The sequence below is a fragment of the Pseudoroseicyclus sp. CXY001 genome, assembly GCF_041714655.1.
GTDB lineage: Bacteria > Pseudomonadota > Alphaproteobacteria > Rhodobacterales > Rhodobacteraceae > Pseudoroseicyclus_A.
On the sequence record NZ_CP168219.1, the window covers coordinates 863,369 to 887,509 of the forward strand.

The following is a 24,141-nucleotide window of genomic DNA, read 5'->3' on the forward strand; positions in this document are numbered from 1 at the left end:
ACTCACGGGGCGCCAGAAAGCCCTCGGCATTGCCGGGGGCTTTTTCCGTTCTGGCGGCAGGCTGGTTCGGCCCGCCCTAACGGGCGGGCTCGCGAGGCGGCGGAAGGGCCCCCACGGAAGCGCCGGGCCCCATTGCCCCGGGGCGGCGGCGGCGGCATCCTCGCCCCATGGCCTCTCCCCGATTCATCCACCTGCGCACCCATTCGGAACATTCGCTTCTGGAAGGCGCCATTCCGGTCAAGAAGCTGCCCGGCCTCGCCGCCGCAGCAGCCATGCCCGCCGTGGCGCTGACCGATACGAACAACATGTTCGCGGCGCTGCAATTCTCTGAAGGGGCGGCGGCGGCCGGGGTGCAGCCGATCGTCGGCTGCCAGATCGACCTCGCCTATCTGCCCGCCGAGCCCGGCAAGCGGCCGCCCGACCCGGCGCCCGTCGTGCTTCTCGCCAAGGACGAGGCGGGGTGGATGTCGCTGATGAAGCTCAACTCCTGCCTCTATCTCCGGCAGGGGCAGGAGGCGCTGCATGTCACGCTGGACGAGCTCGAGGCCCATGCCGAAGGCCTCATCTGCCTGACCGGCGGCCCGACCGGCCCGGCGGGCCTGCTCTTCGCCAGCGGCCAGCGCCCCCGGGCCGAGGCCCATCTTCAGGCGCTGCACGAGATCTTCGGCGACCGGCTCTATGTCGAGCTCCAGCGCCATCCCGGCGAGGGCGGCCTGCCGGAGGCGGAGCGCCGCGCCGAGGAGGGGCTCGTCAGCTGGGCCTATGCGCATGACGTGCCGCTCGTCGCCACCAACGACTGCTATTTCCCGAAGCCGGCGCTCTTCGAGGCCCACGATGCGCTCCTCTGCATCGCCGAGGGCTCCTACGTCGACCAGCTGGAGCCGCGCCGCCGCCTGACCCCGCAGCACGCCTTCAAGAGCCAGGAGGAGATGGCGACGCTCTTCGCCGACCTCCCCGAGGCGCTGGCCAACACGGTCGAGATCGCGAAGCGCTGCGCCTTCCGCGTCTCCAAGCGCGCGCCGATCCTGCCGCGCTTCGCCGATGACGAGGTGGAGGAGCTGCGCCGTCAGGCCAAGGAGGGCCTCAAGGCCCGGCTCGCCGTCATCCCCCATGCCGCGCCGGTCGAGGAATACGAGGCGCGGCTCGAGTTCGAGATGGGCATCATCGAGGGGATGGGCTTTCCCGGCTACTTCCTCATCGTTGCCGATTTCATCAAATGGGCGAAGGATCACGACATCCCCGTCGGCCCCGGCCGCGGCTCCGGCGCCGGCTCCCTCGTCGCCTATGCGCTGACGATCACCGACCTCGACCCCCTGCGCTATTCGCTGCTCTTCGAGCGGTTCCTCAACCCTGAGCGGGTCTCGATGCCGGACTTCGACATCGACTTCTGCATGGACCGGCGGGAGGAGGTGATCCGCTACGTGCAGGAGAAATACGGGGCCGAGAAGGTGGCGCAGATCATCACCTTCGGCGCGCTCCTCTCAAAGGCCGCCGTCCGCGACGTCGGCCGGGTCCTGCAGATGCCCTATGGCCAGGTGGATCGCCTGTCGAAGCTGATCCCGGTGGAGGGGGTGAAGCCCGTCTCCATCGAGAAGGCGCTGGCCGACGAGCCGCGCCTGCGCGAGGAGGCCAAGGCGGAGGAGGTCGTGGACCGGCTCCTGCGCTATGCGGGCCAGCTCGAGGGGCTCTACCGCAACGCCTCCACCCATGCCGCCGGCGTGGTCATCGGCGACCGGCCGCTCGATGAGCTGGTGCCGCTCTACCGCGACCCGCGCTCCGACATGCCGGCCACCCAGTTCAACATGAAATGGGTCGAGCAGGCGGGGCTGGTGAAGTTCGACTTCCTCGGCCTGAAGACGCTGACGGTCATCCAGAACGCGCTCGACCTCATCCTCGGCGGCGGGCGCAACCTGCACGAGGCGGCGGACGGGACAAAGCTCTACGAGCCGGCGCAGGGGGCGGAGAACGACATCGGGCATATCCCGCTCGATGACGAGAAGAGCTACGAGCTTTACGCCCGCGCCAAGACGGTCGCCGTGTTCCAGGTGGAATCCTCGGGCATGATGGATGCGCTCAAGCGCATGAAGCCCACCTGCATCGAGGATATCGTCGCCCTCGTGGCGCTCTACCGGCCCGGGCCGATGGAGAACATCCCCACCTATTGCGAGGTGAAGAACGGCAAGCGGAAGCGCGAGTCGATCCATCCGTCGATCGACCATATCCTCGAGGAAACGCAGGGCATCATCGTCTACCAGGAGCAGGTGATGCAGATCGCGCAGGAGATGGCGGGCTATTCGCTCGGCGGCGCCGACCTCCTCCGCCGCGCCATGGGCAAGAAGATCGCCGAGGAGATGGCAAAGGAGCGCCCGAAGTTCATCGAGGGCTCGCTCGCCAACGGGGTCGACAAGGCGAAGGCCGGCGAGGTCTTCGACCTCCTCGAGAAGTTCGCGAACTACGGCTTCAACAAGAGCCACGCTGCCGCTTATGCCGTCGTCAGCTACCAGACGGCCTGGCTGAAGGCGAACCACCCGGTGGAGTTCATGGCTGGCGTCATGAACTGCGACATCCACCTCACCGACAAGCTGGCGATCTATTTCCAGGAGGTCCGCAAGGGCCTCGGCATCGAGACGGTGCCGCCTTGCGTCAACCGCTCCGGCGCCACCTTCACGGTGGTCGGCGGCAAGCTGGTCTATGCGCTGGGCGCGCTCAAGAACGTCGGCGTGGAGGCGATGCGGCTCATCGTCGAGGCGCGGGGCGATCATCCTTTCGTGACGCTCTTCGATTTCGCCCGCCGGGTGGACATGAAGCTGATCGGCAAGCGCCCGATGGAAATGCTGGCCCGCGCCGGCGCCTTCGATGCGCTCGATCGCAACCGGGCGCGGGTGCTCGCCAGCCTCGATGCGCTGACCGCCTATTCGGCGGCGGTGCACGAGGCGAAGGGCTCGGCGCAGGTCTCGCTCTTCGGCGAGGCGGGGGAGGATCTGCCGGAGCCGCGCCTGCCGGCGCAGGGCGACTGGCTGCCGGCGGAGCGGCTGGCGGAGGAGTTCAAGGCCGTCGGCTTCTACCTCTCCGGCCATCCGCTCGACGATTACATGTCGGGCCTCCGCCGAAGCCAGGTGATGACGCTCGACGAGGTGGAGAAGAAGGCCGAAAGCGGCCCCTTCGTCGCCAAGATGGCGGGCACCGTCACCGCCCGGCAGGAGCGCAAGAGCGCGCGGGGCAACCGCTTCGCCTTCGTGGGGCTCTCGGACCCGTCCGGCCAGTACGAGGTGACGATGTTCTCCGACGTGCTGGAAGTGGCGCGCGAGCATCTGGAGACGGGCTCGCTGGTGATCCTCACGGTCGAGGCGACGATGGAGGCCGACCAGCTCAAGCTCCTCGCCCGGGGCGTGCAGCTCGTGGATGCGGCGCTGGCGGGGGCGGGGTCGGAGGGGCTGCGGCTCTTCATCGACGCGCCAGATGCCGTGGGCTCCGTCGCCTCGGTGCTCGCCCGCGCCAAGGCCGAGAAGGTGCCGGGCGCGCGCGGGCCGGTTTACCTCTGCCTCATGGATGCGGGCCTGCCGGGCGAGGTGGAGATCGACTGCGGCGACATCTTCCCCGTCTCTCCGCAGATCCGGGGCGCGCTCCGCTCGCTGCCCGGGGTCGTCGAGGTGCAGGACGTCGCCTGACGGAGGCTGCCTTCGGCCGATCGGGCCGATTCTCCCGGGGACATCCGCAGAACCAGGGCAGGGGCGCAGATCGCCCTTTTGCCCGGCAATCTGCCTGAATCGCCGGCATTCCGGCTTCCGGCTGGCAGAGTCCCGCGCATTGGCCGGGGGCCTGTGGATAAGACTCGCGGCAGACAGACCGTTCGGTCTAGACAGCCGCCGGGACATCAGGGGCAAAGCATGCGTGCGATCTTCGCCGCCTTCGGGGCGGCCATCTTCCTTTCCGGCTGCGGCGATCCGCTTTCAGACATCGGCCGTTTCGACGGCGCCCTCGGCCCCGCTGCCACCCCCGGCCTCGTCGCCCCCGCGGATGAACTCACCGGGTTCGGCTTCCTGCGCGGCGCCTGGGAAGGCGCGGCGGCGGAAGATCCGGCCGCCGAGCCCGCCTCCGCCGAACCGGCCTCCGCTGCCGCCGCGCCGCCGGCCGGCCGGGGCGGCTTCCTCGGCGGGCTCTTCTCGGGCGCGACACCTGCCTCCGCCAATCCCGGCGCCGAGGTGGCGAACCAGGTGGCGCCGGGCACGGTTCTGCCCTGGGGCGAGGTCGGCGCGATCTGCGGGCTCGACCGCCGCGAGATGGGCAGCCGCATGGGCGCCGCCTCCGGCTTCGAGATCTGGGACCCTTCGGGCGGTGCCACCACCGCCCATACGCTTTACATCACCGGCTTTTCCGACGGCTGCGCCCGGCAGGTCACCGCCGCCATGGCGCTTTTCGGTGATGTCGGGACTTACGAATTCGTGCGCTATTCCACGCCCGAATCCGCCATGCCGATGATGCCGACCGATGTGGCCTACGAGGCCATCAAGTCCTCCGCCTGCGGCGTCCCCGCCGGCACGCCCTGCGGCGGCCGGCTCGATGCGCTCGACCGGCGGACGACCTTCCTGACGCTCTACCAGGGCTTCGGCAGCGGTGCCTCGGCGAGCCTGCTTCTGTCGAACGGCCGGCTGGCAGCGACGGATTTCCCCGGCGGCGCCGAGAGCTGACGCCGGCCCGGGGAGCCGCCATCAGGAATGCGACTTCAGTAGTGCGGCGGCGGCCGGTCCACCGGCGACATCTGGCCGCCGGCCTCCCGCTCCGCCTCGCGCTCCATCAGCATCTGCACGCGCCGCTCCAGCCGCGCGATGGCGCGCGCCTGCCGGGCGACCTCGCCCGAGAGGTCGTCATTGGCGCGCTCCAGATGCGCGAGGCGTTCTTCGATCTCTCTCATGAAGCCGGTCATGCCGCCGGCGGCCCCGCTTGTCCAGCCCGGGAGACGCCCGGCAAAGGCGGGCGCTGTTGCTCCCCGGGGAGAGGAGCGGTAAGGCAGCCGCGCCGGTTTCGGGGAGTGAAGGCAGATGGCCAAGGACAAGCGGCGGCGGCCGAAGGCCGAGACGCCAAGGGGATTTCGCGATTACTTCGGCGCCGAGGTCACGGGCCGCGCGGCGATGCTCGCGCAGATCGCCGAGATCTACCGCGCCTACGGCTTCGAGGCGCTCGAGACCTCCGCCGTCGAGACCGTCGAGGCGCTGGGCAAGTTCCTCCCCGATGTCGACCGCCCCAACGAGGGCGTCTTCGCCTGGGAGGAGGAGGGCGACTGGCTCGCCCTGCGCTATGACCTGACGGCGCCGCTCGCCCGCGTCTATGCGCAATATCGGAACGAGCTGCCCTCCCCCTATCGCCGCTACCAGATGGGCACCGTCTGGCGGAACGAGAAGCCGGGCCCGGGCCGCTTCCGCCAGTTCTATCAATGCGATGCCGATACGGTCGGCGCGCCATCCGTCGCCGCCGATGCCGAGATCTGCGCCATGGCCGCCGATGTGCTCGAGGCCATCGGCATCGCGCGGGGCGACTACCTCCTCCGCGTCAACAACCGCAAGGTGCTGAACGGCGTGATGGAGGTCGCGGGCGTCCTCGACCCCGAGGATCCGGAGCGCTTCGCTGCCGAGCGGGGCATCGTGCTCCGCGCCATCGACAAGCTCGACCGGCTGGGCGAGGCCGGGGTGCGGGCTCTGCTGGGCGAGGGGCGGCAGGACGAGAGCGGGGATTTCACCAAGGGTGCCGGGCTCTCGCCCGAGCAGGCCGAGGTCGTGCTCGCCTTCACCGAGGCGCGGCGCGACGATGCGGCCGCGACGCTCGCGCGGCTCGGCGAGCTCGTCGGCCCCTCCGCCACCGGCCGCGCCGGGGTGGAGGAGCTGGAGACCATCGGCACGCTCCTCGACGCGCAGGGCTACGGGCCGGATCGCGTCCTCATCGACCCCTCCGTCGTCCGCGGGCTCGGCTATTACACCGGCCCCGTCTACGAGGCCGAGCTGACCTTCGAGATCACCGACGAGAAGGGCCGCCCGCGCTCCTTCGGCTCCGTCGCCGGCGGCGGGCGCTATGACGATCTCGTCAAGCGCTTCACCGGCCAGGAGGTCCCCGCGACCGGCATCTCGCTCGGCGTCGACCGGCTGCTCGCGGCGCTGGCCGCCAAGCGCGGCGCCGCCGAGGCGGCCCCCGGGCCGGTGGTCGTCACGGTCATGGACCGGGATCGTATGGCCGATTACCTCGCCATGGCGAGCGAGCTCCGCAATGCCGGCATCCGGGCCGAGGTCTACCTCGGCAACCCGAAGAACTTCGGCAACCAGCTCAAATATGCCGACAAGCGCGCCTCCCCCGTCGCCGTGATCCAGGGCGAGGACGAGGCCACCCGCGGCGTCCTCCAGCTCAAGGACCTGATCCTCGGCGCGAAGATCGCCGAAAGCGCCAGCCTCGAGGAATGGAAGGACCAGCCCGCCCAGCGCGAGGTCGCCCGCGGCGATCTCGTCGCCGAGGTCCGCGCCGTGCTGGCCGCCCGCCGATGACCCCCGCGATCCGCGCCGAGGCCGCGCGCCTCGCCGCGCATTTCGCCGCCGCCGGGGCCGAGCCGGTGGAGACGGCGATCCTGCAGGAGGCGGGCGTCCTCCTCGACCTTTACGGCGAGGATATCCGCGCCCGCGCCTATGTCACCTACGACCCGCTCCGCGGCGAGATGATGCTGCGCCCCGACTTCACGGTCCCCCTCGTCCGCGCCCATATGGACAGCGGCCGGGCCGAGGCGCGCTATGCCTATGCCGGCGAGGTCTTCCGCCGGCAGGAGGAAGAGACGGGCCGCCCGTCGGAGTACATTCAGGTCGGCTTCGAGGTCTTCGGCGGCACCTTTCCCGAGGCCGATGCCGAGGTCTTCTCGGTCATCTCCGGCGCGCTCGACGGCCTGCCGCTCCGCGCGGTGACCGGCGACATTGCCCTCATCGTCGCCGCCGTTTCGGGCCTGCAGACCCTGCCGGCCCGTAAGGCGGCGCTCCTGCGCCACATCTGGCGGCCCCGCCGCTTCCGCGCACTGATGGAGCGCTTCGCCGGCCGCGCCCCGGCGCCGGCCGGGCGCGCCGCGCTCCTTGCCGCGGCCGACCCCTTTGCCGAGGCCGGCCCCGAGATCGGCAAGCGGACCGGCGCCGAGATCGCCGAGCGGCTGCGGCTCCTCGCCGAGGATGCCGCCGCCCCGCCGATCTCCGCCGGCGAGCTGGCGCTGATCGACGAGATCCTCGGCCTCCGCGCCCCCCTGCCGGAGGCCATCGGCGCGCTGGAGGAGATCGCCATGGCGCTGCCCGCGATCGAGCCGGCCCTCACGCGCCTGCGGCAACGCACCGAGGCGCTGGCGGCGCGCGGGCTTTCCCCCGATGCGCTGGATTTCGAGGCGAGCTTCGGCCGCACCGCGCTCGAATATTACGACGGCTTCGTCTTCGGCCTCGTGGCGCCCGGCCGCCCCGACCTGCCGGCGCTCGCGACCGGCGGGCGCTACGACGCGCTGACCCGCGTGCTCGGCGGCGGCCGCGCCGCGCCGGCGGTCGGCGGCGTCATCCGCCCCGAACTGGTGCTCGAGCTGAAGGGAGAGGCCCCATGATCCGCCTCGGCGTGCCCTCCAAGGGCCGGCTCATGGAGAAGACCTTCGACTGGTTCGGCCAGCGGGGCCTCACGCTCCGCCGCACCGGCTCCGACCGCGACTATGCGGCCGAGGTCGAGGGGGTGGAGGGGCTGGAGCTCGTGCTCGTCTCCGCCGGCGAGGTGCCTCAGGCGCTGGCCGAGGGCCGGCTCCACATGGGCGTCACCGGCTCCGACCTCATCCGCGAGAAGCTGGCCGGCTGGGACCAGATCGTCCGCCCGCTGGCGCCCATGGGCTTCGGTGGCGCCGATCTGGTGATCGCCGTGCCGAAATACTGGGTCGATGTCGAGACGCTCGACGATCTCGACGCCGCGGCCGCCGCCTTCCGCCGCCGTCACGGCCACCGCCTGCGCATCGCCACCAAGTATCACCGCCTCGTCCGCGAGTTCCTGCGCGAGGAGGGCGTCGCCGACTACCAGCTCGTCGACAGCCAGGGCGCCACCGAGGGCACGGTGAAGGCCGAAACCGCCGAGGCCATCGCCGACATCACCTCGACGGGCGAGACGCTCCGCGCCAATGGCCTGAAGATCCTCACCGGCGGCCTCATCCATTCGAGCCAGGCGACGCTCTACAAGTCGCGCCGCGCCGACTGGTCCGACGCCGACCGCACGCTCCTCGCCGAGCTGACCCGGCGTCTCGGGCTTTAAGCCCTCTCTCATCTGGCCGAAAATACCTCGGGGGTGTGGGGGCAGAGCCCCCACCCGGCCCCTGCGGGGCCGGCCCCCCGCTTGCCTCCCGCGCATTTCCCGGCCACCTTTCGCCCGAACTCCCCCGAACCTCCCCGGAGGCGCCCATGCACGGCCGATGCACCTGCGGCGATGTCACCTATCGCCTGACCGACAGCTTTCTCTGCGTCCATTGCTGCCATTGCCGCTGGTGCCAGCGCGAGACCGGCTCGGCCTTCGTCCTCAACGGCCTCATCGAGACGCGCCACCTCGAGGTCACGGGCGCGGCGGAGGCCGTCCTCACCCCCTCCGCCTCCGGCAAGGGGCAGGAGATCCGCCGCTGCCCGCGCTGCCGCGTGGCGCTCTGGTCGCATTACGCCGGCGCCGGGCCGCGCTTCGCCTTCGTCCGCTGCGGCACGCTGGACGCGGCGCTGGAGATCGCGCCCGATGTGCATATCTTCACCGAGACGAAGCTGCCTTGGGTGACGCTCCCGCCGGAGGTCCCCGCCTTTGCCGAATTCTACCGCCGGAGCGAGGTCTGGGCCCCCGCCGCCCTCGCCCGCCGGCAAGCCGAACTGGAGCGCGCCTGATGGATCATCCGCTGATCGACCTCATCTCCGCCCGGATTGCCGAGGCGGAGGCAGAGGGCGCCTTCGACAACCTGCCCGGCGCCGGCAAGCCTCTGCCGCGGCATGATAATCCCGAGAACGTGCTCCTCGATCGCCTCATGCGCGAGAACAATGCCACGCCGGAATTCGTCAGCCTCTCCCGCCAGCTCGAGGCGCTGCGGGCCGAGCTCAAGGCGACGGGGGAGCCGGTGCGCCGCCGCGACATCATGGCCGAGATGTCGATGATGGAGGCGAAGATCGCCATGGCCCGCAAGGCCTGGGCGCGATGACCGGCGGCCTCGAGACCACGCGGGCGCAATACGAGGCGCTGCCCTATCCCGAGCGTGACCCCGCCGACGAGGCGAAGCGGCTGATCACCGGCTCGCCCTCGCATCCCATCGAGATCGACCATTTCCTCTTCGGCGGCACCCGCGACTGGTCGCAGCCCTTCCGGGCGCTGGTGGCGGGCGGCGGCACGGGGGACGGGCTGATCCAGCTCACCCAGCTCCTCACCGCCGCCGGCAAGCCGCATGACATCCATTACCTCGACCTCTCGGAGGCCTCGCGAAAGGTCGCCGAGGCCCGCGCGGCGGCGCGCGGGCTGAAGGTCACGTTCCACACCGGCTCGCTTCTCGATGCCGCCGAGCTCGGCACATTCGATTACATCGATTGCTGCGGCGTGCTCCATCACCTGCCCGAGCCGGCGGAGGGCTTCCGTGCCCTTCGCGCCGCGCTGGCGCCGGGGGGCGGGATGGGGCTGATGGTCTACGCGCCCTACGGGCGGAGCGGCGTCTATCCGCTGCAGGAGGCGTTCGGCGCCCTCTTCGCGGACCTGCCGCCGGCGGAGCGGGTCGCGGCCGCCAAGGCGGTGCTGGCGAAGCTCCCCCCCGGCCATCCCTTCAAGCGCAACCCGCATGTGAAGGACCATGAAAACGGTGCCGCGGGCTTCTACGACCTCCTCCTCCACGGCCAGGACGTGGCGATGGATGTGGAGACGCTCCTCGGCCTTCTCGACGAGACGGGCTGGGAGCTCGTCTCCTTCACCCAGCCGGCGCTCTACGACCCCTCGCCGCTCTGCCCGGTGCCGGAGGAGATGAGTCCCCGCGCCCGCATGGCCCTCGCCGAGCGGCTCTATGGCACGATCAAGAGCCACGTCGCCTATGTAGTGGCGGCAGGGGAGGGGCGGGCGCCGGCGAGCGCCGCCACAGGCGATCCGGTGCCGCATCTGCGGCTGGGCAACCGGGAGAACGTGATGACACTCCTCGCCAATTCGCGCCCCTTGAAGGTCTCCGCCTCGGGCGTCGACAGCGAGATCCGCCTGCCGCCGAAGGCCGCCCGCCTGATCGGCGCGGTGGACGGCAAGCGGCGCCTGTCGGAGGTCTTCGCCGCCGCAAGGATGGAGCGCGACGAGGCGATGCCGCTCTGGGAGCGGATCGAGGCCGGCTTCGCCGGCGTCGGCTCGCTCCTCTATTCCGGGGGGGCGCGCTGATGTGCGGGCGGATGGCGCTGACCCTGCCGAAGGAGGCGATGGTTGAGCTCTTCGCCGCGACCCCGGCGAACAACCTGCCCGAGGTGCCGAACTACAACATCTGCCCGACCAATCAGGTGCATGGCGTCACCTCCGAAGGCGGGGCGCGGCGGATCCGGTCGATGCGCTGGGGGCTCCTGCCGCCCTGGTACAAGACGCCCTCCGCCGGGCCGCTCCTCATCAATGCCCGCGCCGAGACGGTGGCCGAGAAGCCGGCCTTCCGCGAGGCGATCCGGGCGCGGCGCTGCCTCGTGCCGGCGGACGGGTTCTACGAATGGTCGAAGGATGCGGAGGACAACCGCCTGCCCTGGTTCGTCCACCGCGCCGACGGGGCGCCGATGGTCTTCGGCGGGCTCTGGCAGGAATGGCAGGGCGAGGGCGGTGGGGTGGCGACGCTGGCCATCGTGACGCTGGCGGCGGAGGGCAAGATGGCATCGGTCCACCAGCGCCAGCCGCTGGTGCTGGCGCCCGAGGACTGGCCGCTCTGGCTCGGCGAGGCGGGCAAGGGCGCGGCGCTTCTGATGAAGACCCCACCCGAGGGCACGCTCGACCTCTACCGGGTGGACCGGGAGGTGAATTCCAACCGCGCCTCGGGGCCGCAGCTTCTGGAGCCGCTGGAAGGCTGAGGGCCGGCCCGTGCCGGGCCGGGTGGAGGCTCTGCCTCCACACCTCCGAGGTATTTTCGGCCAGATGAAAGGGGATCGGGGGGCGCCTGTCAGGCGACGAAGGGGGCGCGGAAGGCACTGGGGGACTGGCCGGTGACCCGCCGGAAGACGCGGGAGAAATAGGCCGGATCCTCGAAGCCGAGCCGGTAGCCGATCTCCGCCACATCCTCGCGGGTATAGGCGAGGAGGCGCTTGGCCTCCTGCATGAGGAGGAGTTGCGCATAGGCCAGCGGCGAATAGCCCGTGGCGCTCCGGCAATGGCGGGTGAGCTGGCTGGCGGAGAGGCCGAGCCGGGCGGCGCAATCGCCGATGCTGGTGCGCAATTCCGGCGCCTCGCGGATCAGCGCCTCGAAGCCGGCGATCGTGGCGCGGGGGCGCGAGGGGGCAGGGCGCGCGGTTTCCTCCGCCTGGGCCAGCGCGCAGAGGATCTGCAGGACGAGCGCGCGGAGGAGCGGGCCGCGCGCCGGGGCATGGGCCAGCCGCACGTCGTGCAAGACGCCGAAGGCGCCGGCGGCGAGCGGCGGGGCGGGCAGGCGGCGGGGGGCGTCGGCGATGCGCTCCAGCTCGGGCTCGCCGGCGGTGAGGCGCGCCATCTCGGTGTTCGGCACCGAGACGACATAGCCCTCGATCCCCGGCTCGAAGGTGAAGCCATGCACCGTCAGCCGCGGCACCGAGATGATCTCGCCGCCCCGCACGGGCCGCCGCTCGCCGTCGAGCTCCATCTCGCCGGCGCCCTCGATGATGTGGAAGAGCTGGTGCAGGCCCAGATGCCGGTGCGGCGAGATCACCCAGCCATGGGGGCCGGCGCGATCCTTCAGCCGCTCGCAATGGAGCACATCGGGGAAATCCCGGCTCTCGCCATAAAGCGCATAGGCGGGGATCAGATCTGCGTCCCGTGTCGCGGTCATGCGCGGATCATGCCAGCCTCGGGGGGCAACGTCCATGTCCCGGGGGCGGCCTTGCGTCTATTCTCCCAGCCGAGGGAGGATCACCATGCGTACCCAGGTCTGCATCATCGGCGGCGGCCCGGCGGGGCTGCTCTTGGGCCAGCTCCTCCACCGGCGGGGCATCGAGACGATCCTCATCGAACGGAAGAGCCGCGATTACGTTTTGTCGCGCATCCGCGCCGGGGTGCTGGAGCGGGGCTTCGTGGGGCTGATGGAGGAGGCGGGCGTCGCCGGGCGGCTCCACCGCGAGGGCTATCCGCATGACGGCGTCATGATCGGCGCCGGGGCGGAGATGTTCCGCATCGATTTCGCGAAGCTCACCGGCCACCGGGTGACCGTCTATGGCCAGACGGAGGTGACCCGCGATCTCTACGAGGCGCGCGAGGCCGCCGGCCTGCCGACCCTGCACGAGGTGGACGAGGTGGCGCTGCAGGGGCTGGAGGGGGCCTCGCCCACGGTCACCTTCCTCCATGAGGGGGAGCGGAAAACGATCCGCTGCGACTATGTCGCCGGTTGCGACGGCTTTCACGGGCCCTCGCGGCAGGCGATCCCGGAGGAGAAGCGGCGCGAGGTCGAGAAGGTCTATCCCTTCGGCTGGCTCGGCATCCTCTCCGAGACGCCGCCCGTCCATGAGGAGCTGATCTATTCGAGCTCGAAGGAGGGCTTCGCACTCTGCTCGATGCGCAACGAGACCCTCAGCCGCTACTATGTGCAGGTGCCCATGTCCGACCGGGTGGAGGACTGGTCCGACGCGCGCTTCTGGGCCGCGCTCCGCGCCCGCATCCCCGCCGGGGCGGCCGACGCGCTGGTCACCGGGCCCTCGATCGAGAAGAGCATCGCGCCGCTCCGCAGCTTCGTCTGCGAGACGATGCGCTGGGGGCGGCTGTTCCTCTGCGGGGATGCCGCCCATATCGTGCCGCCGACCGGGGCCAAGGGGCTGAACACGGCGGCCTCCGACGTGTATTACCTCTATGAGGCGCTGGCGGCGGCCTGCACCGGCGACGAGGCGGCGCTGGACGCTTATGCGGAGAAGGCGCTCGCCCGGGTCTGGAAGACGCAGCGCTTCTCGTGGTGGATGACGCAGCTCCTCCACCATTTCCCCGAGCAGACGGCCTATGACCGGCGGGTGCAGGCGGCGGAGCTGACCTTCCTCGCAGAGAGCGAGGCGGCGCAGAAGGCGCTGGCGGAGCAATATGTGGGGCTGCCGTACTAGGCGGGGGCGGGTGGAAACCATGTGGTTTCCGCCCGCTCCATGAAGACGCTGCCCTAGCGGCTCATCCGGTTCCAGGCATCGAGCCCGGCGATCTTGTAGGCTTCAGCCAGCGTCGGGTAGTTGAAGGTGTTCTCGACGAAGAAATCCACGGTGCCGTGCAGGTTGATGACCGCCTGGCCGATGTGGATCAGCTCCGTCGCGCCCTCGCCGACGATATGCGCGCCGAGGAGCCGGCGGCTCTTCAGCGAGAATATCAGCTTCAGGAAGCCGGCATCGACGCCCATGATGTGGCCGCGGGAGGTCTCGCGGAACCGGGCGATGCCGCATTCGTACGCCTCGCCCGACTTGCGCACCTCCTCCTCCGACTGGCCGACGGTGGAGATCTCGGGCACGGCGTAGATCCCGTAGGGAAAGGTCTCCGGCGCCGGGGGCACGGGCATCTCGAAGGCGTGGCAGGCGGCGACGCGACCCTGCTCCATCGAGGTGGAGGCGAGCGAGGGGAAGCCGATCACGTCGCCGGCGGCATAGATGTTGGGCACCGAGGTCTGGAAGGTCTTGTCGTCGACCTTGATGCGGCCGCGCTTGTCGGCCTCCAGCCCGATCTCCTCCAGCCCCAGCGCGCCGATATTGCCCTGCCGGCCGGCGGCGAAGAGCAGCATCTCTGAGCGGATGCGGCGGCCGTCGCCGAGGGTGACGTCGACGCCGGTCGGGCCGCTCTCGATGCGCTCCACTGAGGCGCCGAGCCGCATCGACATGCCGCGGTCGCGCATCTGGTGGGTGAAGTCCTCGACGATCTCGCGGTCGATGAAGTCGAGGATCTTGTCCCGCCCCTCGATCAGCGTCACCGGCACGTCGAGCGCCGAGAAGATCGTCGCATATTCGACGCCGATCACGCCGCCGCCGATGACGGTCAGCGTGCGCGGCAGGTGGTCGATCTCGAGGATCTCGTCGCTGTCGAAGACGCGCAGCCCGTCGAAGGGCACGTAATCCGGCCGGAAGGGCCGCGTGCCGACGGCGACCAGCGCCTTGTCGAAGCCCATGCGCCAGGTCTCGCCGTCGGGGTTCGTCAGCGCGACCTCGTTCGCCCCGGTGAACCGCGCCTCCGCCGTCACCGAGCGGACCATGTTGCGCATGAACTGGTGCTGGAGCACCTCGACCTCGTGGTCGAGCGTCTTGTGCAGCCGCTGCATCAGGTCATGGGCCGTGATCTCCTGCTTCACCCGGTAGCCGCGGCCGTAGAATCCGCGCTCGCGCCAGCCGGAGAGGTTGAGCACGGTCTCGCGCAGTGTCTTCGAGGGGATCGTGCCGGTATGCACCGAGACGCCGCCGAGCCGGCGGCCGCGGTCGACGACCATGACCGAGCGCCCGAGCTTGGCCGATTGCACCGCCGCCCGCCGCCCGGCGGGGCCGGAGCCCACGACCAGCATGTCCACCTTGTCCATCGGCCTCTCCCTTTCGGGGACAGCAGAACAAGGGATGTGTCAAAAAACAATGACGATGGGGGCGGGGCGGCGACGGGGCCGCCCCTTTGCCCGGATTCAGGGCGCCGGGACGAACTCCGCGTCATCCCCCGGCGGCAGGGCGAAGCGCCCCTCGCCCCAGCGGCCGGCGATCCAGTCGGCCTTGGCCGCCTCGATCCGGTCGCGAGAGGAGGAGACGAAATTCCACCAGATATGCCGGCGCTGGCCGAGCGTGGCGCCGCCGAGCGCCATCAGCCGGGCGCCCTCCGGCCCGGCGGTGACGGAGATCGCGTCGCCCGGGCGGAAGACCATCATGCGGCCGGCCGCATAGGTTTCGCCCGCCACGGTGATCTCGCCTTGCGTGATGTAGAGCCCCCGGTCCTCGTGCTCGTCGGGCAGGGGATAGGCGGCGCCGGGAGCGAGCGTCACGTCGAGGTAGAAGGCCTCGGAATAGAGCGTCGCCGGCGCCCGCTCGCCATGGGCATTGCCGAGAAGGAGCCGCGCGGTGATCCCCTCCGCCTCGAGGAGCGGCAGCGCGCCCTCCCCGTGATGCTCGAAGACCGGGTCGACCTCCTCGCGATCCTCCGGCAGGGCGATCCAGGTCTGGATGCCGAAGAGCGCGTTCGGCCCCTGGCGCGCCGCGAGCGAGGTGCGTTCGGAATGGGTCACGCCGCGGCCGGCCACCATCCAGTTGACCTCGCCGGGGCGGATCAGCTGGTCGGAGCCGATGCTGTCGCGGTGATGGAAATCGCCCTGATAGAGATAGGTGACGGTGCCGAGCCCGATATGCGGATGCGGCCGCACGTCGACGCCTTGGCCGGTCAGAAATTCCGCCGGCCCCGCCTGATCGAAGAAGATGAAGGGCCCGACCATCTGCCGCTGATGCGAGGGCAGGGCGCGCCGCACCTCGAAGGCGCCGATGTCGCGGCTGCGGGGGATGATCACCGCCTCGATGGCCTCGGGGGCCACATGGGTGGCGGCATTGGGGTTCCAGCTCATCAGGTGCCTCCTTCGGCTCTTGTCCGAAGATAGGCGGCGCATCCGCCGCCAAAAAGGCCCCTCTTGCCTCTGCCCCATTCCAAATACCCTTCGGGGGGGTCGCCATTGGTGGCGCCATTGGTTCGAGCCCCAATGGCGACGGGGCAGACAGCCCCCCGGCCTCTCCACCAGGCGCTAGGTCAGACCCCGCCGACCACCCGCTGATCCGCCGGCAGGAGCCCGCGCAGCACGTCGTCGCGCGTGAGCTGGCCGATGAGCTTGCCGTTCTCCTCGACGCCGACGCAGCCCTCGGCCTCGATCAGCCGGGCGATGCCCTCGCGGACGAGCCGGTTCGCGTCGATCTTGATTGTGGGCTGGCCGGTCAGCGGCGTCATCAGGTCGCGGGCGCGGAAGACGCCGAGCGGGTTCATGTGCTGCACGAATTCCGCGACGTAATCGTTCTCCGGGGCGGAGAAGATGTCGCGCGGCTCGCCGGTCTGGATGATCCGGCCGCCCTCCATGATCGAGATCTGGTTGCCGATCTTGAAGGCCTCGTCGAGGTCGTGGCTGACGAAGATGATCGTGCGCTTCAGCCGCTGCTGCAGCTCCAGAAGCTCGTCCTGGAGCTTCGTGCGGATGAGCGGGTCGAGCGCCGAGAAGGGCTCGTCCATCAGAAGGATCGGCGCCTGGGTGGCGAAGGCGCGGGCGAGGCCGACGCGCTGCTGCATGCCGCCCGAGAGATCGCCGACCTTGCGCTCGGCCCATTCGGAAAGGTTCACGAGCGCGAGCTGCTCGTCGACCCGCTCCTTCATCTCCTTCTTCTTCATGCCGCCGAGTTCGAGCCCGAGCCCGACATTCTCGCGCACCGTGCGCCAGGGCAGCAGCCCGAACTGCTGGAAGACCATGGCGACGTGATGCATGCGGATGCGCCGCAGTTCCGCCGCGCCGGCATGGGTGACGTCGACCATCTTGTTGCCGTCGTTCACATGCACGGCGCCGCGCACCACCGGGTTCAGCCCGTTGACGGCGCGGAGCAGCGTCGACTTGCCGGAGCCGGAGAGGCCCATGAGGACGAGGATCTGCCCCTCCTCGACCTCCAGCGTGCAATCGTGCACGCCGAGCACCTGCTTGGTGGCCTCCTGGATCTCGCCGCGGTTCTTGCCCTCGTCCATCATCGGCAGGGCGCGTTCGGGGTCGGAGCCGAAGACGATGGAGACATTGTCGATCTTGACGGCGGTACTCATTTGTCGCGGCTCCCCAGGTTCAGGATGCGGTCCAGCATGATCGCGACGACGACGATGACGAAGCCGGATTCGAAGCCGAGCGAGGTGTCGACGCGGTTCAGCGCCTGCAGGACGGGCACGCCGAGGCCGGAGGCGCCGACGAGCGCCGAGACGACGACCATGGAGAGCGACAGCATGATGGTCTGGTTGAGGCCGGCCATGATCTGCGGCAGCGCGTAGGGCAGCTCGACCTTGAAGAGCGCCTGCCGCGGCGTGGCGCCGAAGGCGCGGGCGGCCTCGAGCAGCGATTGCGGCGTCGAATGAACGCCGAGATAGGTCAGGCGGATGGGCGCCGGCAGCACGAAGATCACCGTGGCGATGAGCCCGGGGACGGTGCCGATGCCGAAGAAGACGATGGCCGGGATCAGGTAGACGAAGGTCGGCAGCGTCTGCATCAGGTCGAGGATCGGCCGCAGGAACAGGTAGAACTTCGGGCGGTGTGCGGCGGCGATGCCGATCGGCACGCCGACGGCCATGCAGACGATGCAGGCCGAGAGCACCAGCGTCAGGCTCTCGGTCGTCTCTTCCCAGTAGCCCTGGTTGACGATGAAGAGAAAGCCGAGCGCCACGAAGAGGCAGATCTTCCAGCTTCGCTGCACGGCCCAGGTGATGGCCACGAAGACGGCGATGACAATGAGCGGGTAGGGCTCCTGCAGGAGCCATTCGATCCCCTCGATCATCGCGTCCATGAGGTCGGCGAAGATGTCGAGCAGAAAGCCCAGATTGTCGCGGATCCATTCGAAGATCGCGCTGGCGCCGTCCCCGACCGGAATTTTGTATGCTTCGAGCCACTCCATGGCTTTACGCTGTCCCCTGTCTTTTTTGTCATTGGTGCCGCCTGCTATCGAAAAGGGGCGCCCGGCGGGCGCCCCTTAGCAGGACCGGCCAGACGGCCGGCCGGTCCTGCTGCAGCGTCACATGCCGAGCGAGGCGCGCACGGCGTCGAGACCCGGCTCGCCGTCGAGGGTGGTCACGCCCTCCAGCCAGCCTTCCCACTCGCCGGGGTTCGCCACGAGCCAGGCCTCGGTGGCCTCGGCCGGGTCGGCACCCTCGTCGAGGATCTGGCCCATGATGGCGTTTTCCATGTCGAGCGTGAAGGACATGTTCTTGAGGAGCTGGCCGACGTTCGGGCATTCCTCGACATAGCCCTGGCGGGTCACGGTGTTCACCACGCCTTCGCCGCCGAAGAAGTCTTCGCCGCCGGTCAGGTACTCGAGATCGAAGTTCGCGTTCATCGGGTGCGGCGCCCAGCCGAGGAAGACGACGTCCTGCTGGTCCTCGTAGGCGCGGCTGACCTGCGCCAGCATGCCCTGCTCGGAGGATTCGATGACGTCGAAGCCGGACAGGCCGGAGGTCTCGTCCTCGGTCAGCGAGATGAGGTAATCGTTGCCCTCGTTGCCGGGCTCGATGCCGTAGACCTCGCCGTCGAGCTCATCGCGGAAGTTCGCGATGTCGTCGTAGGTCTGCAGGCCCTTCTCGTAGGTATAGGCCGGCACGGCGAGCGTGTAGATCGTGCCCTCGAGGTTGGTGGCGACGGTCTCGATCTCGCCGGAATCGAGATAGGGGCCGATGGCGCCCGACTGCGCCGGCAGCCAGTTGCCGAGGAAGATGTCGACATCGTCGGATTCCAGCGCGGCGAAGGTCACCGGCACGGAGAGGATCGACGTCTCGACCTCGTAGCCGAGGCCTTCGAGAACGTGGGTCGCCGTGGCGGTGGTGGTGGTGATGTCCGTCCAGCCGACGTCGGAGAAGGTGACAGTATCGCAATCGGCGAAGGCGGCCCCGGCGCAAAGCGCGAGGACGGAGGCAGTCGCAGTGATTTTCATAAGAGGCTCCCTGTCTTTCATCATTGAAATCTGATTGACCAGTCAAACAATGAGGCTTTATTGCCGGATGGCAACCAATTTTTCCGGGGAGCGGCAGATGAGCGTCGAAATACGACGCCGGGACGAGCTGATCCGGGCGACGATAAAGGTGATCGGCGAGGCAGGCTCGCTCGACATCACCGTCAGCCGGATCGCGAAGAAGGCGGGCGTCTCCCCGGCGCTGGCCTTCCACTATTTCGGCGACAAGGAGGCGCTGTTCCTCGCCTCGATGCGCCATGTGCTGCGCAGCTACCACAACGATGTAGTGGCGGCACTCACCTCGGCCAGCACACCGCGCGAAAGGCTTGCGCAGATCATCCATGCGAGTTTCGCGCCGGGCAACTTTCACCGCGGCGTCATCGCCGCATGGCTCAATTTTTACGTGCTGGCGCAGTCTTCGGAGGAGGCGCACCGCCTGCTTCGAATTTACCACCGCCGCCTGCAGTCGAACTTCGTCCACGACCTCCGGCCCCTGGTCGGCGACCGCGCCGGGCTGATCGCCGCGCGGCTCGGCGCGATGATCGACGGGCTCTATCTGCGCCTCGTCCTGACCCCGGTGGAGGCGGCCGGAGAAAGCGCCGCCGACACCGTCCTCGCAACTCTGGAAAACGAGCTCAACAGCCCCTCATGACCCGACCGAACATCCTCATCCTCATGGTCGACCAGCTGAACGGGACGCTCTTTCCCGACGGCCCCGCGGACTGGCTGCATGCGCCCAATCTCAAGGCACTCGCCGCCGAATCGGCGCGATTCGAGACCTGCTATACCGCCTCGCCGCTCTGCGCCCCGGGGCGTGCCAGCTTCATGTCGGGGCAGCTCCCCTCCGTCACCGGCGTCTATGACAACGCAGCGGAGTTCGCCTCCGACCTGCCGACCTATGCGCATCACCTGCGCCGCGCCGGCTATCAGACGGCGCTCTCCGGCAAGATGCACTTCGTCGGCCCCGACCAGCTTCACGGCTTCGAGCAGCGGCTGACGACGGATATCTACCCCGCCGATTTCGGCTGGACCCCGGATTACCGCAAGCCCGGCGAGCGGATCGACTGGTGGTACCACAACATGGGCTCCGTCACCGGCGCCGGCGTGGCCGAGATCACCAACCAGATGGAATATGACGACGACGTCGCCTTCCAGGCCGAGCAGAAGCTCTTCGACCTCTCCCGCGGCAAGGACGACCGGCCCTGGTGCCTGACGGTGAGCTTCACCCATCCGCACGACCCCTACGTCGCGCGGAAGAAATACTGGGACCTCTACGAGGAGTGCGAGCACCTCCTGCCGGAGGTCGGCACCATGCCCTACGAGGAGCATGACGCGCATTCCAAGCGCATCTTCGATGCCAACGACTGGCGCAGCTTCGACATCACCGAAGAGCACATACGCCGGGCGCGGCGCGGCTATTTCGCCAATATCTCCTATCTCGACGACAAGATCGGCGCGATCCTCGACGTGCTCGAGCGGACGCGGCAGGAGGCGGTGATCCTCCTCGTCTCCGACCATGGCGACATGCTCGGTGAGCGGGGGCTCTGGTTCAAGATGAGCTTCCTCGAAGGCTCCTCGCGCGTGCCGCTCATGATCAAGGCCCCCGGGGTGAAACCGGGCCGCGTCACGCAGCCCGTCTCCACCATCGACGTCTGCCCGACGCTCTGCGATCTCGCCGGCGTCTCGATGGAGGAGGTCGCGCCCTGGACGGAGGGCGAGAGCCTGATCGAGGTGGCGAACGGCACGCGCCAGCGCGCCCCGGTCACGATGGAATACGCCGCCGAGGCCAGCCAGGCGCCGCTCGTCGGCATCCGCGACGGGCGCTACAAATACATCCGCTGCACGCTGGACCCAGAGCTGCTCTTCGATCTCGAGGCCGATCCGCACGAGCTGACCAACCTCGCCGAAGACCCGGCCCACGCCGAGGCGCTGGGGCGCCTCCGCGCCCAGGCCGACGAGCGGTGGGACCTCGCGGGGTTCGACGACGACGTCCGCAAGAGCCAGGCCCGCCGCTGGATCGTCTACGAGGCGCTCCGCAACGGCGCCTATTACCCATGGGACCATCAGCCGCTGCGCGACGCTTCCGAGCGCTACATGCGCAACCACATGGACCTGAACATCGTCGAGGAGAGCCAGCGCTTCCCGCGCGGCGAATGAACCTATGAGCTATGACCCCCAACCGCAGGCCAGCCACTACATCGGCGGCGCCTATGTCGAAGATTCCTCGGGCACCGAGATCCCGGTGATCTATCCGGCGACCGGCGAGCGCATCGCGACGCTCCATGCCGCGACGCCGGCCATCGTCGATCAGGCGCTCGCCGCCGCCGAGGCCGCGCAGAAGGTCTGGGCCACATGGACGCCTCGTGCCCGCGGCCGGGTCCTGACCCGCGCCGCGCAGATCATGCGCGAGCGCAACCGCGAGCTCTCCGAGCTCGAGACCCGCGACACCGGCAAGCCGCTGCAGGAAACGCTGGTGGCCGATGCGACCTCGGGCGCCGATGCGCTCGAGTATTTCGGCGGGCTGGCCGCCGGGCTGACCGGCGAGCATATCCAGCTCGGCGACGACTGGGTCTATACGATCCGCGAGCCGCTCGGCGTCTGCGTCGGCATCGGCGCCTGGAACTACCCCACGCAGATCGCCTGCTGGAAGACCGCCCCGGCGCTTGCCTGCGGCAATGCCATGGTCTTCAAACCGTCGGAGACGACGCCGCTTTCGGCTTTGAAGGTCGCCGAGATACTCACCGAGGCCGGCGCGCCGGCCGGGCTCTTCAACGTCGTGCAGGGCATGGGCGAGGTCGGTGCGGCGCTCGTCACCGATCCGCGGGTCGCCAAGGTTTCGCTGACCGGCTCGGCGGCGACGGGCAAGCGCGTCTATGCGGCCGCGGCGGCGGAGATGAAGCACGTGACGATGGAGCTCGGCGGCAAGTCGCCGCTGATCGTCTTCGAGGATGCCGAGATCGACAACGCCGTCTCCGGCGCGATCAACGGCAACTTCTATTCCTCCGGCCAGGTCTGCTCGAACGGCACCCGCGTCTTCGTGCATCGCAGCATCAAGGAGGCGTTCCTCGAGCGCCTGACCGAGCGCCTGAGCGGCATCGTCTACGGCGACCCGCTGGACGAGGCGACGAACTTCGGCCCCATGGTCAGCGAGCGGCAGATGCAGATCGTTCAGGGCTTCATCGAGAAGGGCGTGGCCGAGGGCGCCCGGCTCGTCGCCGGCGGCAAGCGGCTGGAGCGCGAGGGCTTCTTCCTCGAGGCCACGATCTTCGCCGACGTGACCGATGACATGACCATCGCGCGGGAAGAGATTTTCGGCCCCGTCATGTCCGTCCTCGATTTCGAGACGGAGGACGAGGCCGTGACCCGCGCCAATGCCACGGAATACGGGCTCTCCGCCGGGGTCTTCACCCGCGACATCTCCCGCGCGCACCGGGTGATCCGCTCGCTCGAGGCGGGCTCGTGCTTCATCAATTCCTACAATGACGCGCCGGTGGAGGCGCCCTTCGGCGGGGTGAAGGCCTCCGGCGTCGGCCGCGAGAACGCCCATGCGGCGCTCGAGCATTACTCGCAGCTCCGCTCCGTCTATGTCCGCATGGGCGATGTTGAGGCGCCGTTCTGATGGCCTCTGACCGGAGCGCGGATTACGTCATCGTCGGTGCCGGCAGCGCCGGCTGTGCCATGGCCTATCGTCTGGCGGAGGCCGGCAAGCAGGTGCTCGTCATCGAGCACGGCGGCTCCGACGCCGGCCCCTTCATCCAGATGCCGGGTGCGCTCAGCTACCCGATGAACATGAAACGCTACGACTGGGGCTACCGCTCCGAGCCCGAGCCGCATCTGGGCGGCCGCCGGCTCGCCCTGCCGCGCGGCAAGGTCATCGGCGGCTCCTCCTCGATCAACGGCATGATCTACGTCCGCGGCCATGCCCGCGACTATGACCATTGGGCGGAGGAGGGAGCGGCAGGCTGGAGCTATGCCGACGTGCTGCCCTACTTCAAGCGCATGGAAGACTGGCATGCCGGCGGCCATGGCGGCGATGCGAGCTGGCGCGGGCAGGGCGGCCCCTTGCATGTGACGCGCGGCCAGCGCGACAACCCGCTGACCCGCGCCTTCGTCGAGGCCGGGCGGCAGGCGGGTTATCCGGTGACGCCGGATTACAACGGCCGCCAGCAGGAGGGCTTCGGCCCCTATGACATGACCGTCTGGAAGGGGCAGCGCTTCTCCGCCGCCCGCGCCTATCTCTACCCGGCGCTCAAGCGCCCCAACTGCGAGCTGGTGCGCGCCTTCGCCCGCCGCGTCGTCATCGAGGACGGCCGCGCCGTCGGGGTCGAGGTCGAGCGCAAGGGCAAGGTCGAGGTGATCCGCGCCGGGCGCGAGGTGATCCTCGCCGCCTCGTCGATCAACTCGCCGAAGCTGCTCATGCTCTCCGGCATCGGGCCGGCGGCGCATCTGGCGGAGCACGGGATCGAGGTCGTGGCCGACCGGCCGGGCGTCGGGCAGAACCTGCAGGACCATCTGGAGCTCTATATCCAGGTCGCCGCCTCGCAGCCCGTCTCCCTCGCGAAATACTGGAACCTCCTCGGCAAGGCCTATGTCGGCGCCCGCTGGCTGCTCACGCGGACGGGCCCGGGCGCCTCGAACCAGTTCGAGAGCGCCGGCTTCATCCGCTCCGCCGTCGGGGTGGAGTATCCCGACATCCAGTTCCACTTCCTGCCCATCGCCGTGCGCTACGACGGCCAGGCAAGCCCCGAGGGCCACGGCTTTCAGGCCCATGTCGGCCCGATGCGCTCGCCCTCGCGCGGGGCGGTGACGCTCCGCTCGGCCGATCCGAAGGAGGACCCGAAGGTCCTCTTCAACTACATGAGCCGCGAGGAGGACTGGCGCGACTTCCGCAGCTGCATCCGCCTGACGCGGGAGATCCTTGGGCAGGAGGCGTTCAAGCCCTTCTACAAGCACGAGATCCAGCCCGGGGCCGCGGCGCAGTCGGACGAGGAGCTGGACGCCTTCATACGCGAGCATGTGGAAAGCGCCTACCATCCCTGCGGCACGGCAAAGATGGGCGCGGCGGACGACCCGATGGCGGTCGTCGACCCGGAGGCGCGGGTGATCGGGGTGGAGGGGCTGCGGCTCGCCGACAGCTCGATCTTCCCCCGGATCACCAACGGCAACCTCAACGCCCCCTCGATCCTCGTCGGCGAGAAGGCGGCGGATCACATCCTCGGGCGGTCGCCGCTCGCCCCCTCCAACATGGAGCCCTGGATCCACCCGGACTGGCAGACCTCGCAGCGCTGACGGCCGGGCCCCTGGGGTG

General features: G+C 69.4%; 21 protein-coding genes. 14 read left to right on the plus strand and 7 right to left on the minus strand.

Annotated features, from left to right (window positions below; translation table 11 throughout):
* The first annotated feature begins 167 nt into the window (after positions 1–167).
* Positions 168–3,668, plus strand: coding sequence for a DNA polymerase III subunit alpha (dnaE, locus tag ACAZ03_RS04345; protein ID WP_373356158.1), 3,501 nt, complete (start codon positions 168–170; stop codon positions 3,666–3,668).
* A gap of 219 nt (positions 3,669–3,887) precedes the next feature.
* A complete protein-coding gene (locus ACAZ03_RS04350; RefSeq protein ID WP_373356159.1) occupies positions 3,888–4,688 on the plus strand; it encodes a hypothetical protein in 801 nt (266 codons plus the stop codon).
* 35 nt (positions 4,689–4,723) lie between these two features.
* On the opposite strand, the gene ACAZ03_RS04355 is transcribed toward ACAZ03_RS04350, so the two are convergent.
* Complete coding sequence (locus ACAZ03_RS04355) at positions 4,724–4,912, minus strand: SlyX family protein (RefSeq protein WP_373356161.1); 189 nt, start codon at positions 4,910–4,912, stop codon at positions 4,724–4,726.
* Between the two features lie 127 nt (positions 4,913–5,039).
* On the opposite strand from ACAZ03_RS04355, the gene hisS reads away from it, so the two are divergent.
* The 7 genes from hisS (at position 5,040) to ACAZ03_RS04390 (ending at position 11,069) form a co-directional block, all read left to right on the plus strand.
* Positions 5,040–6,527, plus strand: a complete 1,488-nt coding sequence (gene hisS / locus ACAZ03_RS04360; protein WP_373356162.1) for a histidine--tRNA ligase — start codon at positions 5,040–5,042, stop codon at positions 6,525–6,527.
* Complete coding sequence (locus tag ACAZ03_RS04365; protein ID WP_373356163.1) at positions 6,524–7,603, plus strand: ATP phosphoribosyltransferase regulatory subunit; 1,080 nt, start codon at positions 6,524–6,526, stop codon at positions 7,601–7,603. Before hisS ends, ACAZ03_RS04365 begins: the two co-directional genes overlap by 4 nt.
* Entirely contained in the window at positions 7,600–8,289 is a 690-nt protein-coding gene (hisG, locus tag ACAZ03_RS04370) for an ATP phosphoribosyltransferase (protein WP_373356164.1), read from the plus strand. The genes ACAZ03_RS04365 and hisG overlap by 4 nt, the downstream gene beginning before the upstream one ends.
* A 146-nt stretch (positions 8,290–8,435) precedes the next feature.
* A complete protein-coding gene (locus tag ACAZ03_RS04375) occupies positions 8,436–8,897 on the plus strand; it encodes a GFA family protein (RefSeq protein WP_373356165.1) in 462 nt (153 codons plus the stop codon).
* Positions 8,897–9,205, plus strand: coding sequence for a DUF1992 domain-containing protein (locus tag ACAZ03_RS04380; protein ID WP_373356166.1), 309 nt, complete (start codon positions 8,897–8,899; stop codon positions 9,203–9,205). The genes ACAZ03_RS04375 and ACAZ03_RS04380 overlap by 1 nt, the downstream gene beginning before the upstream one ends.
* The gene (locus ACAZ03_RS04385; RefSeq protein WP_373356167.1) at positions 9,202–10,404 is read left to right on the plus strand and encodes a class I SAM-dependent methyltransferase; all 1,203 of its coding nucleotides are present in this window, start codon (positions 9,202–9,204) and stop codon (positions 10,402–10,404) included. Before ACAZ03_RS04380 ends, ACAZ03_RS04385 begins: the two co-directional genes overlap by 4 nt.
* Positions 10,404–11,069, plus strand: coding sequence for an SOS response-associated peptidase (locus ACAZ03_RS04390; protein WP_373356168.1), 666 nt, complete (start codon positions 10,404–10,406; stop codon positions 11,067–11,069). Before ACAZ03_RS04385 ends, ACAZ03_RS04390 begins: the two co-directional genes overlap by 1 nt.
* Before the next feature lie 89 nt (positions 11,070–11,158).
* Here ACAZ03_RS04390 and ACAZ03_RS04395 read toward each other — a convergent pair whose 3' ends face one another.
* Positions 11,159–12,016 carry a helix-turn-helix domain-containing protein gene (locus tag ACAZ03_RS04395; RefSeq protein WP_373356169.1) on the minus strand — a complete coding sequence of 286 codons (858 nt, stop codon included), beginning with the start codon at positions 12,014–12,016 and terminating at the stop codon, positions 11,159–11,161.
* An 85-nt stretch (positions 12,017–12,101) separates the two neighbouring features.
* Between ACAZ03_RS04395 and pobA the strand changes: the two genes are divergently transcribed.
* Complete coding sequence (gene pobA, locus ACAZ03_RS04400) at positions 12,102–13,268, plus strand: 4-hydroxybenzoate 3-monooxygenase (RefSeq protein ID WP_373356170.1); 1,167 nt, start codon at positions 12,102–12,104, stop codon at positions 13,266–13,268.
* A gap of 53 nt (positions 13,269–13,321) precedes the next feature.
* Here the strand turns inward: pobA and sthA are convergent, their stop codons facing one another.
* The 5 genes from sthA to choX form a co-directional block, all read right to left on the minus strand.
* Complete coding sequence (gene sthA, locus ACAZ03_RS04405) at positions 13,322–14,710, minus strand: Si-specific NAD(P)(+) transhydrogenase (protein ID WP_373356171.1); 1,389 nt, start codon at positions 14,708–14,710, stop codon at positions 13,322–13,324.
* A 96-nt stretch (positions 14,711–14,806) separates the two neighbouring features.
* Positions 14,807–15,727 carry a pirin family protein gene (locus ACAZ03_RS04410; RefSeq protein ID WP_373356172.1) on the minus strand — a complete coding sequence of 307 codons (921 nt, stop codon included), beginning with the start codon at positions 15,725–15,727 and terminating at the stop codon, positions 14,807–14,809.
* A gap of 179 nt (positions 15,728–15,906) precedes the next feature.
* Positions 15,907–16,950, minus strand: coding sequence for a choline ABC transporter ATP-binding protein (gene choV / locus ACAZ03_RS04415; protein ID WP_373356173.1), 1,044 nt, complete (start codon positions 16,948–16,950; stop codon positions 15,907–15,909).
* Positions 16,947–17,786, minus strand: coding sequence for a choline ABC transporter permease subunit (gene choW / locus ACAZ03_RS04420; protein ID WP_373356174.1), 840 nt, complete (start codon positions 17,784–17,786; stop codon positions 16,947–16,949). Before choW ends, choV begins: the two co-directional genes overlap by 4 nt.
* 117 nt (positions 17,787–17,903) lie before the next feature.
* Positions 17,904–18,839, minus strand: coding sequence for a choline ABC transporter substrate-binding protein (gene choX / locus ACAZ03_RS04425; protein ID WP_373356175.1), 936 nt, complete (start codon positions 18,837–18,839; stop codon positions 17,904–17,906).
* A 73-nt stretch (positions 18,840–18,912) separates the two neighbouring features.
* Between choX and betI the strand changes: the two genes are divergently transcribed.
* Genes betI through betA form a run of 4 tightly spaced genes read left to right on the plus strand, consistent with a single transcriptional unit; the run spans position 18,913 to position 24,122 of the window.
* The gene (gene betI, locus ACAZ03_RS04430) at positions 18,913–19,485 is read left to right on the plus strand and encodes a choline-responsive transcriptional repressor BetI (RefSeq protein WP_373356176.1); all 573 of its coding nucleotides are present in this window, start codon (positions 18,913–18,915) and stop codon (positions 19,483–19,485) included.
* Positions 19,482–20,990 carry a choline-sulfatase gene (gene betC / locus ACAZ03_RS04435; RefSeq protein ID WP_373356177.1) on the plus strand — a complete coding sequence of 503 codons (1,509 nt, stop codon included), beginning with the start codon at positions 19,482–19,484 and terminating at the stop codon, positions 20,988–20,990. Before betI ends, betC begins: the two co-directional genes overlap by 4 nt.
* Before the next feature lie 4 nt (positions 20,991–20,994).
* A complete protein-coding gene (gene betB, locus ACAZ03_RS04440) occupies positions 20,995–22,452 on the plus strand; it encodes a betaine-aldehyde dehydrogenase (RefSeq protein WP_373356178.1) in 1,458 nt (485 codons plus the stop codon).
* On the plus strand, positions 22,452–24,122 hold the full coding sequence (gene betA / locus ACAZ03_RS04445; protein WP_373356179.1) for a choline dehydrogenase: 1,671 nt from the start codon (positions 22,452–22,454) through the stop codon (positions 24,120–24,122). Before betB ends, betA begins: the two co-directional genes overlap by 1 nt.
* Positions 24,123–24,141 lie beyond the last annotated feature (19 nt).